This window comes from Microcoleus sp. FACHB-68, assembly GCF_014695715.1.
Classification (GTDB): Bacteria; Cyanobacteriota; Cyanobacteriia; order Cyanobacteriales; family Oscillatoriaceae; genus FACHB-68.
The window spans coordinates 262,602-274,302 of the sequence record NZ_JACJOT010000003.1 but is presented as its reverse complement, the minus strand read 5'-3'; the positions used below and the strand labels follow the sequence as shown (position 1 = coordinate 274,302).

Here is an 11,701-nt window from a genome sequence, read left to right as displayed (position 1 = left end):
CTATTCTGAGCCAAATCTTGTATTTTTGAAATTATACTTGACAAGTTGGCTCAGAATCACATTAGCGCGGTCAATGAGCAGTGTTCAAAAACCAATAATATTAGGCACTGACTTCGTTTTTAGTTAATAGAATCTAAGTCCAACGCTTGTGAACCACCCCGATCAAGCTGAACCAAAAGTTTGCCAAGCTGATACCAAATTAGCCAGCTACTGAGGACGGTGAGGGGCAAAGAGATGACATAGGAGACGGGAAAGGGAAAGCCAAAAATTTCTAAGCCGGCAGCGAGGAAAACACAGACACCGGCACCAATTCCTAGAAAAGGAACCAAAAGTTGAGTTCCTTGCAAATTCATTAAAGTGCGGGTGGAGCGGTTCTTTGCCCACTCGCGCACCAATTGTTTGAGGGTTGTGTCAAATGCTGAGCCACAAGCTATGCCGACCAGTAAACCTGCCACAAGTAAAAAATATGGGGGTTCGGAATAGTAATACACAAAAAACTCCTTGGGTGGGGAATTAAAGATTGGGCTGGAATTGGGGGATTTGGGGTTTGTCCCGCTTCCCCGCTCCAACTGCCTTTAATTAGAATAGGGGCTTTTGGGATCGCCAGCTTTGAAATGCGGGAATCTTGGAAGCAGCACCCTCTGTAGAGAATTCTGCTAAAGCCCCCAGCGCTGCGTTTAAGAGGCGATTGGGTTGCAAATCCTCTTTAACAAGGTTCCAAATGCGTTGCACTTCTTCGGTGTGGAGGCGGTTATCTTCTGTGAGGGCAAGCAGCAGTTGCCGGCGCAAAAAATTACCTTCATCGGAGAGAAGATACTGCAATCCCAACTGAGCGGTGGGTAGCAGATCAAAGCTTTTATCTCCTCGTGCAATTTCAATTAAGTTTTCTAGCCGCTCCCACTGGAGTTTGCCATCTTTAAACAGCACTTCAATTAACCGGCGGCGAAGTTCAGGAGATTCGCCGGTAAGCAGACGCCGCGCCACGTAGGGATAGGCAACTTCTACAATTTTGAAATCGGGATTGAGGGTGAGTGCTAACCCTTCTTGTGTCACAAGGGAGCGAATAATTAGGGCAAATTTTGCCGGCACTCGGAAGGGATAATCAAACATCAACTCCGAGAAGCGATCAGTGATGGTTTTGAAGTTGAAATTCCCCACACTTTCGCCAATAATATCGCCCAAAACTGATTCTAAAGCCGGCACGATTGGCATAATATCAGTGTCGGGCGTTAAAAAGCCTAACTTGACAAAATCTTCAGCTAATGAAACGTAGTTTTGGTCAATAAGATGCACCACTGAATCCACAAGGGTTTCTTTGGTGCCTTCCTCTAGCTGATCCATCATGCCGAAGTCAATGTAAGCCATTCGGCCATCTGCCAAGGCAAACAAGTTACCTGGATGGGGGTCAGCGTGGAAAAATCCGTGTTCTAATAGCTGTTGCAAGCCGGCTTCCACACCTGTGCGAATTAAAGCATCGGTGTTAAGACCGGCTTCTTGAATTCGTTGAGTGTCCGTCAGTTTAAAGCCGTTAATCCACTCAAGTGTTAGGACGTGCTGGGTGCTGTAGCGCCAGTAAATCGCTGGAACTTTGACACTTGGGTTATTGTAAAAATTACTCGCAAATTGTTCGGCGTTGCGCCCTTCGTTAAGATAATCAATCTCTTCAAAAAGCTTGATGCCAAATTCGTCAACAATTAAGGTGAGGTCGTGCCCTAAGTTGAGAGGCAGCCAAGGAGCAAGCCAGCCGGCAGCCCAACGCATTAAATAAAGGTCAAGACTCAGTGTTGGTTTTAAATTTGGGCGCTGCACCTTCACCGCAACTTCTTCGCCGGTGTGGAGGCGTCCGCGATAAACTTGACCCAAGCTAGCCGCAGCGACTGGATTATCGGACAATTGGCTAAAGCATTCTGCGACTGAACGATCAAGTTCTGTCTCAAGAATGCGTAAAGCAATTTCATTAGGAAATGGCGGCAACTGATCCTGTAGCTTGATCAGTTCTTCTAAAAAGTCTTTGTGGATGAGGTCGGGTCGGGTAGAAAGGGCTTGACCGACCTTAATGAATGTAGGACCGAGATCAGTCAGTATATGTCGCAGCTGTTCTGCTCTTTGCGACTTGTTTTCTGCGCTTTGGTTCTGCCATCGATCCCACTGCAAACCTAGGACAAAGCCGGCAAAGAACCAGATGATTTTAATAGCACGCCAGATGACTAGCCAGGGACGGAAGCGATAATAGTTTTCAATCGCTTTCGGATCGTAGCGCCGCAGCGGCGCAAGACCTCGCGCCACCTCGATTTTGTGCTGACCCACGCTTTTATTTGCCTCTTCAACTCAGAAACTAACAATGTGAAAGTTGACGATATTAAACCCTATTTGGGTGATCGCCACTTAGGCTCGCTTCTTGGCCTTAGAGATTGACCGACGAGCCGACTCTAAGGGCTGTTTATAGATTGGTCATTTAGCTGACCGATCTAACGATTGAGCTAAATTTTTATCTTTTTCTTAACTATAGTATATAAAAGTACAAATAAGTCCTTTTAGGGGCTAGAAGCTAGAGAGGGTAGGGACGCACTGCATTGCGCCCGGAAAGAGATGCCCCAATCAGGAGAGGCATTCGTGCAAAGCTGACAGCATCAAGGGGTGTGGATGAGGGGAAAGACCTCATGCCGGCTGCGGATAGGAGTTGGCCTGGTTTGGATGAGCTTGGGTTTATTAGAGATTCAGCGCCGGCTAGCGGAATCGGTTGATCGCCTCAAAAGCGCTAGGTTGCGGTTCTCAATTGGATGAAAGACTGGGAAAGTCAGAAAGACCTTGTGAAGGCAAACTCTGATGCCGGTAAATACTGCCGGTGCCATCTAAAGGTAACTCATACCAGTATTATAAAGTTGCAGAAATAAAATTTAAAATATCAAAGCGTATCACGTAAATAGAGATGCTCTAATTGCAGAACTACAAGCAGCCGGTGTTAGGCACAATCCTGATGAGATCCTGCAAATTGCTAGAAAGCTGGATGGTGGTATCGTCTTTTTGGAAACGGGTAATAATAGATCGGGTTGGCAACACATTTTACGAGAACACACAGAAGATTTTGCCAACAGAGGAATTTATGAAGATCAAATTCAAGATGTGATTATGGAGGCTGTAACTAGAGGAAGAATCATAGGCACTCAAGGTGTTAGTCGAACCTTTTATGAAGTTAAATTTAATGGTTTGATTCAATACATTTCTGTGAGTGTGAGTAGCAATGGCTATATTGTTGGTGCGAATCCAACTCGCAGGCGATTAATCCGTCGTTTCACTCAGGAGATATAAAAATGTTTAAAAGGATTAAGCTAATGACTGATTATGATTGTTATCCACTCTGGGATATAGATGACCCTGGTGATATCGATCCATCAGAGTTACCACTGAGTGAAGAGACGGTTAAACGGTTACTGCAGTGGCAACAAACTTATGAGGGAATTATGAATTGGGACGATCCTCATTCTGCGGGCTTTGCTAGTGAAGCAGATCGGGTTGCTTTTGAAGAAGAGGGAATTAGTTTGTGGCAACAACTTCAACAAGAACTTGGGAATGATTGGGAAGTTTCCTATTTCAGTGAGTTGCAAGGAAAGTTGTTAAAAACTCCTACAGAATTATTAAGCCGGCAGTAAGGATAAAATCGGCTTTTATTGTCTTCTACTAATAACTTTAGTTCAAATTTTCCGATTAAGAACGCAGACGCACTATGTTCGGAGAACGATTTCAGGTAAACCGGGGACACAGCTAAACTTTTCAGGAAGTGCTGACTACCCGTTTTACCTTTAATAAAATCTCACTTTAAATTAGCAAGCTGCCGGTGTTCAAAAGTATAACCGCTTCCTGTAACAGGATAATTTGCTTCCTTGCGGCGTTCACCGGCAGGCTCGTTTAAAACTGCTTAACTCGCACTCGCTCTTTGGGCACTTGCCATCAGTTTTGGTGGCAAATCTAGCGTTTGCATAATAATAGCGATGTAAGGTTCGATCAACTGATATGCCTGCGCCGGCAAATATTCGTTCAGTGTTTCTTGAAGGCAGCGATAAGCCACTACACAAGCCCCGTTTTGACGATAAGCTGTGAGAATATTTGCCTGCCAAAACAGCAAACTTTCTTTAAAAAAGCGCTCGTCATCTCGCAGCACAGCAAGGGCGACATAGCGCATCACTTCGCTCATATCATATTGGCACCGGCTCCCATGCTTCCGCATCACTTCTGGCTGAAGAGACATGAATTTTTTCAGCGCCACATTAACTAATTTATCTGCTCGCTCTCTTATAATGTCATAGGTTTTTAACCGCACCGAGAAAGTTTTTAGATAGCGCTGCACCGGCTGAAGTTCTGCCCCCGTTAGATAGCGCCCTTCACTTTCATTCGCTAACTCTTCAAGCGTGGAGTTAATTGTACGCATTTTATTAAAATTTCAGGAATTCTCATTCATAGTTTGGGCTAAACCTGAAACGCTGGCAAGTCATTGATGTAATTTGTAACATAAAACGCAACACAAATATGAAGTTTTATCAATATTTATATTAATAAGTTGAGCAAAAATATGCTTTGAATTGAGACAACCTTCGCTATCGGGGTTCTCATCGGCAGCATCTGCAATAAAATCAGGAAACAAAGGTTCCACAAACCCAACTCCCTGTGATATCAGCCTAATCGTGCTCCTTCAACCTCTAAGCAGTATAAATAGCCTTGGTCATTAACACGCGTGGCAATCGCTAACCCGTTTGCGCCCCAACCGGCAATTGCTAAGGCTGCCTTCGTTCCCTTCAATGTTCCCACGCGCCGCCCCTGGAGATCGAGAAACAAAATTTCACCTTGAGCATTTGCTATAACGCACCCGCCTTGAACCGCCGCCCAGCACACCGGCACAGTTTCTAAGGGAATGCGCGTCACTTGCAAAGGGTGCAGTCGAATTCGCAACACGGTCGGGTTTGGTGTTTGCTCAATCCCAAACAGGGTGTAAGGTTCGTCGGTGAGCGTCCAAAGGCGACCGTAAGAATTTTCTTGGCAAACCACCGGCAGCGAGAGCGAACCCAACTGCGTGCCGCGACGCGTGTAAACTCTAAACAGCGTTTGATTTTTTTTCAGGTCTTGCCAAACGGCTAGCAGATGCCGCCGGTCGAGAAACATGATTTCTGGCAAAGTTTCCTCACCCAAAGCCAGCATCCTCACCGGCAACGGTGGCGGTTCGTCGGGTTTGGCGCTTTGCAACGCTGGTAGGGAGTAAAATCGCAACTGCGCCCCCGTTGCGACTGCCAACCACCGGCTATCGGGATCAATCGCAGTTTTGTAAGCAGATGAGGCACCGGCATTCTTCTCTAGGCTTTCCCGATCCGGCATTCCCAAATTTAAGAGAGATTGCGGCTGCCACTCATCGGCACCCAACCAGTAAAGTTGTTGGGGAGTATGAACTAAGCAGCCTTGGGATTGGGGCTGCAATTGGGTTACAGGAGCCGGTAAGCTGACTTTAATCAGCGGTTGGCGGTTTGCCGGCCAGATCCGCACTTCTGCCGCCAGCGCCCCGTAAACAAAGGTTTCTGATGAAGCTAACGAGGTTAAAGGTGCCGGTAAAACCGCTCGATTCACTCCGGGCAATGGCTTGATAATGGCCGATTCGCCCACAGTGTCTAAAGGCAGCCGGCGATCTTTAAATTCTTTAACGAGGGGATCTGCCATCGCCTGCCGCAAGGCTTTAGCCATTTCAGCCGCCGTGGTAAAGCGACGGGCGGGCAGTTTTTCCAAGGACTGTTTCACAATTGCCTGTAGCGGTTGGGGAATGGTTGCCGGCAACTCTAAGCGCTGATTCATGTGCGCCCACATCAGCTTGCCTGGATAGCCGGTAAATGGACGCCGCCCGATTAAAAGTTCAAATAGTAAAATTCCCACAGCATAGACATCTGATGCCGGCGAATAAAGGCCGTAAAATCGTTCGGGTGCCATGTATGCCGGTGAACCCATCGAGGCATCTGGGGAAGGCACACCGCGCGGTGCACTTTTCGCCTCGCGCACTCGCTGGGCAATGCCAAAGTCAGACAGTCGCGGCAACCAGCCGGCATTCCCCAAGTTTAAAAGTATATTTTCCGGTTTAATATCGCAGTGAATAATCCCTCGCTGATGGCTGTAATCTAATCCAGCTAAAATGCCAATTGCCAGACGCAAACCTTCTGCTAAGTTTAGGGCGCTGTCTTGTTCTAGTAAGCTGCGGAGTGTTCCTCCCTCGCAGTAGTCCATTACCAAATACCGGCCTGTTGCCGTGTGTTCTAAGGCTTGGCAAGCAACAATATTGGGATGTCTCAGGGTGAGCAGCGATCCAAGTTCTTGTAAAAATTTATGGGTGGGTGAGCGTTGGTGGCTGAGTTCTTTGAGGGCAACTAACTGGCCGGTTGTGCGATCAATTCCGCAAAAAACTCGGCCAAATTGACCTTGACCGATGAGTCCGATAATGGCGTACTTAGAGTGTTGCGGTACGATTTTGTGGGCCGGCGTTCGATGCAGAGTCAAGTCCTTCACCTTCATCATCCTTTCCCACTTTGGGTCGGTAGGTAGACATCAATAAACGCCACAGGGTTCGGTTTAATGCCCCATGCCCTTTCCCTCGTCTGCGGTGAATTATTATATCCCTTTTCCTCCGCCCGGTGGATGCGTCCCTCACAGAGTGGGCTTTTTTCTTTGAGGTTATTCAACTTCACAGAATTCAAGCGGGATGCGGTTTCAAATCATCGTCTTTAAACAGGCGTGGAAATTACACTTTTGGCACTTATCCCTTAACCCCATTTGCCACAATTCCTAAGATTGAAGCCCCAGAAGTTTTTAATCCATCTAAGGCTTTGGTCAGCATCGAACGGTCTGTTTTGTCAAGCCCTACAACCATTACGATTCCATCAGTATGAGCCGCTAAAATATTGCCGTCTGCTAAGCCAATGAGGGGGGGAGTGTCATAAATAACTAAGTCGAAAAAGGCTTGAAATTGCTCCATTAAATAGAGCATTTTTTTCGATGAAAGCAGTTTGATTGGGTCAGGTGCCAAGGAGCCGGCACTCAGCACAAATAGGTTATCCTCCCACCAGGATGCTTCATCGCTGCCGGTGTTTTGAGATCGCTGGATCACATCATTTAGCCCAATATCTGTTGCAATTGCATCGCTAAGACCTCGCTCGTTCGGCAAGCCTAATTTTGTATGAATTTTTGGAGAGCGTAGATCCGCATCCACCAACAAGACGCGCTGCCCGATTGCGGCTGCTGCTTGTGCCAGATGAATCGCTACCGTAGACTTTCCATCCCCTGATGCCGCTGATCCGATGGCAAAAGAGCGAATCGGTGTATGAGGACTCAGCAACCGAATATTGGTATATAAAGTTCGGAAAGCTTCCAAAACAGGAGAAGCCGTGTATTGGTGTTGAGCAGTAGCTGGACTTCCCAGCATCAAACTCAGTCCACCGGCTCCTTTTCCTAAACCGGCAGTTGTAGGAACCGCAGCGCTTTTCTGGAGGCTTTTTGCAAATGGAATGACTCCCAATAAAGGTAGTTTCGTTGCGGCTTTTGCTTCTTCTGGTGTGTGGAATACTGTGTTCAGTACCTCTACTAGAAATCCCACGACAATGCCTAATAAGCTGCACAAAATGATCGCTAATATTAACTGTTTCTTTGTTTCTTTGATGGTGGCCGGTATCAGCCATCCCCTAGCATCTTTCGGGATTTTAGGGGGATCGATTAATACCCAAGGCTCTTGTTTCTGAGCCGCATCGATTCGCAAGGCTTCTAGTTTGGATAAAAGTTGTTGTAAACTCTTGGTAACAACTTCTAACTCACTTTGCAGTGCAACATACTGACGCGTATTGGCCGCATAATTCGTAATTTTTTGATCTAACCTTTGTTCAGAGTCAGCAAGCGATTGATCACGAGCCTCCAAGTCGCGGATGCTCATCTCAACTTTGGCCATGATGACATTTTTAGCTTCTTGATTCACAATCGACATCAATTGTTGCTGTTTATCGCGCAAAGCACGAACGGGGGCGCTATCCTCCTTATATCTGGCTCGCTTCATTGCTAGCTCAGTATTGACTTTCTGGAGCTGACCAAGCAAAGTTTCATAGGCTTTAGGCTCAGTCATAATAATTGCTAGACCATCGCTTTCATCTAGCTGTCTTTGCAAATTTTCGTAGCTGGCTCGCTGTGAATCTAGTTGAGTTCGGATATCTACGCGATCATTCTGAATGGATTGCCCTTGCTCTGTCAGGGATCTTCCCTCTAAGGCCGGATCTAGCAGGTTAGAATCCGCTCGCAGTTGTTGCATTTGAGCTTGAAGCCGGTCAACTCGCTCCTGCTGGGAAGGCAACTTGCTCTCAATAAATTGAATTCCTTGATTGATGCTGATGAGGCGTTGCTGAAGACTATAGTCTAAATATTCTTTGGCAAGGTTTTCCAATACATACAGAACTTTTTTCGGATCTGGATCGGTATATTCAACGGATAAAATTTTGGTGCCCTGCTGTTTGCCATCTTTTAAAAAAGTGCTGCGGGTAATTACCAGGGTTTCTATGAGGGAACTATAAGTTAATTGTGGATACTGTTTTTGTAGCTTTTCAATCACCGGCATCATGATTTTTGGACTTCTTAAAACTCGAATTTGAGTTTCATAATCCAAAAAACTACTTTCTTCTGTTCTTTTATCTAAACTTTCTGAGTTACCATTTTGAGCAAGCAGAAATTGCTTGGCTAAGCGATCTTCAGCCGTAGGAGCTTCAACTAAAAGTTTAAATGATCCTTCATATTCGAGTATAATCTGGCGCGAACTTGATAATATTAAACTCCCGGCAGCCGCACTCAAGGCGATGGCAACACCGGCCATTACAAAAAATCTTCGCCGAACGACGCCGAACACCCAAAATAAATCTAACTTCTCGGCTGCCCCTCCCTCAGACACCTCGGCGTCAAACTGAGGCGGAAATTGATGCGGCTTGCCTTTAGATTTAGCTGAAAATGCTTTAAATTCGTGTTCAGTATCCATTTTAGTTTGGCGATTTTTGCTAGAAGTTAGCGCCCCGAACAAATCCTAAACGGAAGTCTTTCTATTTTTCCCCAAATCTCAAATTGTGATACATAATTTAACATTCAAACTGGGATAGAGCGTGCTATTACATCGAAATAATCAATACAGGGTTTGTGCCTTAATTCAGTGCGGCACAGAGAAGAAAGTCGTTTTCTGCCCTCACTTCTGTTGCTAAACCGGCACATCACATACACCTGTTAAAGTAGCTGAGCATCACTCACCTACTGACCTTTGGTAGGTCGGCGGCCCCCTGATAGCTTTGTTGGGGGGAGATTTGGGGATTATCGGAGCTAGAACGTTTGACCCGTGACCGACAAATTAACAGTCTGAAAATTGTATCGTAGACCCAGCAGTAATCGTGCTGCCTACTTTTAATAGTATGCCCATGTTTGTGAAGTTTTGCACACCACACAAGGGACATTTCCTCACCGTCGAGAATCAGATTGAGCGCCGGCAGATCAATCGGGTTCTTCTATTTTACTATTTTAAAGTTCTCCGCTCTACTCCTAAATTTTTACCTATGCCGTCATTTTTTCTGACCCGCTTCACTTGAGCCGGCATCAGAGAGCAAAAGAAATCGCGTTCCAGTCGGCTTGCCCAAAGTCTGGGATAAGGTGATTTGAAAGTTTTCCCCCGGACTTTTATGGCATTGTCGCTCAGGCAGGGGATAACTTGACAGTTTTAAGACGCTTGTTTAACAACCGATCAATTGTTTGAGGAACCCTTTAAATCTGCGCTCAGGTTAACTGCCGGCAACCTCTACTATAGCCGCACTCTTAGAGATATTTAGGGACTTTTACGCTTATTGAAGCGTGCTTTGCTGAGGTTGATAAATATGGCTAAAATTTAGAGGCTATGTTTAGCAGAGTTTGGAGTGACTCAATTTTATATTTAAAATCAACGGGTCGGCAATTAACAGAATTTTGAGAGTTCGCGGGCGCTGTTGCTTGAGAGTATTGACACAGAGAAGAAAATGGGCGCAGCGCCTATAAATAATCGTTGAGGCACGAAGTAACGTATGGTTTATGTTAATTTTTTCAAACAAATCACTCTGCCGATGGTCAGTCTGACCCTGTTGGCGGTGACATTCATGGCCTCTCCATTTCCTAGTATGGCTCAAGTGTCGGGAGGGGAAGACGCTGCCGGTTTTTCATCAGGAAGCGCTTACAAATTAGGCGGCGGGGATCGCATTCTGATTGAGATTGTGGAAGTTCCCGAATTAAGCGGGGAGTACGAAATTTTGTCAGATGGCACCGTTGTTTTGCGGCTTGCCGGCAGTGTGGATGTCAGGGGGATGACCATAGAACAAGCGGCAGCAGCCATTACCGCTCAATACGAAAGCGTTCTCAACGATCCGGTGATTTCAGTAACTCTTTCGGCCATTCGTCCTCTTAACGTTGGCGTCACTGGCGAAGTCACCCGTCCGGGAATTTACTCATTAAATCTAATTCCTGGCGTCGGTGTCAGACCTGGCGTTCAGTATCCAACGGTGACTCAGGCAATAGAAAAAGCTGGAGGAATTACACAAGCGGCGAATCTTCGCGAGGTTCAGGTGCGCCGACCTCAAAGATCCGGGCCAGATCGAATTATTAATATTAATTTGTGGGAAATGTTGCAGGGTGGCGATTACAGTCGCGATATGATTTTGCAGGATGGAGACGCGATTTTTATTCCCTCTGCAGCCAGCACCAACTTAGCAGAAGCCCGTCAAATTGCAACCGCTAGCTTTTCACAACAGCCTGATCAACCCCGCACTGTGACGGTGGTGGGCGAAGTTTATACTCCCGGAAGTTATGTGGTAATTGGCGGAAACACCACCATAGATTTGAGAAACCAAGGTTTACCCACCGTCACCCGTGCAATTCAATTGGCAGGAGGAATTAAACCTTTAGCAGATATCCGCCAAGTACAGGTGCGCCGGCCTACAAAAGCGGGAGGGGAACAAGTTATTAATGTCAATCTTTGGCAACTCTTGCAGGCAGGTGACACGACTCAAGACACAATTGTGCAAGACGGAGATACGATTGTTATTCCTACGGCAACTGAAGTTAACCCAGCCGAAGCCGCTGACTTGGCAACGGCTAATTTTTCTCCCACTGCAATTAGAGTTTATGTCGTAGGAGAAGTGAGAGTGGGTGGTGCCGGCTCAGTTTTACAAGTGCCGGCGAATACTACTTTAAATCAAGCTTTGCTAGCGGGAGGATTTGGTTACGATAATCCGAGAGCGCGTAGAGATGCTGTTAAACTGATTCGCCTCAACCCTGATGGCACTGTTGCCGAACGTGAAGTAAATGTTGATTTAACGCAAGGAATTAATGACCAAACAAATCCTTTGCTTCGCAATAACGATATCATCGTCGTAGAGCGAAGTCGCATGACAGCATTTTCAGACCGGCTCGGTTCTGCAATTGATCCGATTGTTAAAGTTTACCCGCTGTTTAATTTTTTAGGAGTGTTGCGCTCACTCTTCAGATTTTAGTTAGAGGGGAGTGATTCAAGCTCAATAGATAACTAACTAAAAGTTAGCGAAAAGAATTGCTCAACATTTTCTAGCTACTAAAGTAAAGGCTGTCATTCTCCAACCCAAAATCGCCGGGTTTGTTAACGGTGAAGTTGAAAAAAGACTTG

Annotated in this window: 8 protein-coding genes; 3 read left to right on the top strand and 5 right to left on the bottom strand. The window is 46.1% G+C overall.

Annotated features, from left to right (window positions below):
* Nucleotides 1-119: 119 nt before the first annotated feature.
* Together H6F73_RS03575 and H6F73_RS03570 are read right to left on the bottom strand one after the other, a co-directional pair.
* On the bottom strand, nucleotides 120-491 hold the full coding sequence (locus tag H6F73_RS03575) for a hypothetical protein (RefSeq protein ID WP_190757433.1): 372 nt from the start codon (nucleotides 489-491) through the stop codon (nucleotides 120-122).
* A gap of 88 nt (nucleotides 492-579) precedes the next feature.
* Nucleotides 580-2,307, bottom strand: a complete 1,728-nt coding sequence (locus H6F73_RS03570) for an AarF/ABC1/UbiB kinase family protein (RefSeq protein ID WP_347239469.1) — start codon at nucleotides 2,305-2,307, stop codon at nucleotides 580-582.
* Nucleotides 2,308-3,024: 717 nt separating this feature from the next.
* Between H6F73_RS03570 and H6F73_RS03565 the strand changes: the two genes are divergently transcribed.
* Both H6F73_RS03565 and H6F73_RS03560 read left to right on the top strand, forming a co-directional pair.
* On the top strand, nucleotides 3,025-3,309 hold the full coding sequence (locus H6F73_RS03565; RefSeq protein ID WP_242072318.1) for a hypothetical protein: 285 nt from the start codon (nucleotides 3,025-3,027) through the stop codon (nucleotides 3,307-3,309).
* 23 nt (nucleotides 3,310-3,332) lie between these two features.
* Nucleotides 3,333-3,650, top strand: coding sequence for a hypothetical protein (locus tag H6F73_RS03560; protein WP_242072317.1), 318 nt, complete (start codon nucleotides 3,333-3,335; stop codon nucleotides 3,648-3,650).
* Nucleotides 3,651-3,916: 266 nt separating this feature from the next.
* On the opposite strand, the gene H6F73_RS03555 is transcribed toward H6F73_RS03560, so the two are convergent.
* The 3 genes from H6F73_RS03555 to H6F73_RS03545 form a co-directional block, all read right to left on the bottom strand.
* Nucleotides 3,917-4,426, bottom strand: a complete 510-nt coding sequence (locus H6F73_RS03555; protein WP_190757431.1) for a phycobilisome protein — start codon at nucleotides 4,424-4,426, stop codon at nucleotides 3,917-3,919.
* Between the two features lie 242 nt (nucleotides 4,427-4,668).
* Complete coding sequence (locus H6F73_RS03550; protein WP_347239468.1) at nucleotides 4,669-6,534, bottom strand: serine/threonine-protein kinase; 1,866 nt, start codon at nucleotides 6,532-6,534, stop codon at nucleotides 4,669-4,671.
* A gap of 247 nt (nucleotides 6,535-6,781) precedes the next feature.
* Complete coding sequence (locus tag H6F73_RS03545) at nucleotides 6,782-9,031, bottom strand: polysaccharide biosynthesis tyrosine autokinase (RefSeq protein ID WP_190757430.1); 2,250 nt, start codon at nucleotides 9,029-9,031, stop codon at nucleotides 6,782-6,784.
* A 1,060-nt stretch (nucleotides 9,032-10,091) separates the two neighbouring features.
* Between H6F73_RS03545 and H6F73_RS03540 the strand changes: the two genes are divergently transcribed.
* The gene (locus H6F73_RS03540; protein ID WP_190757429.1) at nucleotides 10,092-11,552 is read left to right on the top strand and encodes a polysaccharide biosynthesis/export family protein; all 1,461 of its coding nucleotides are present in this window, start codon (nucleotides 10,092-10,094) and stop codon (nucleotides 11,550-11,552) included.
* Nucleotides 11,553-11,701 lie beyond the last annotated feature (149 nt).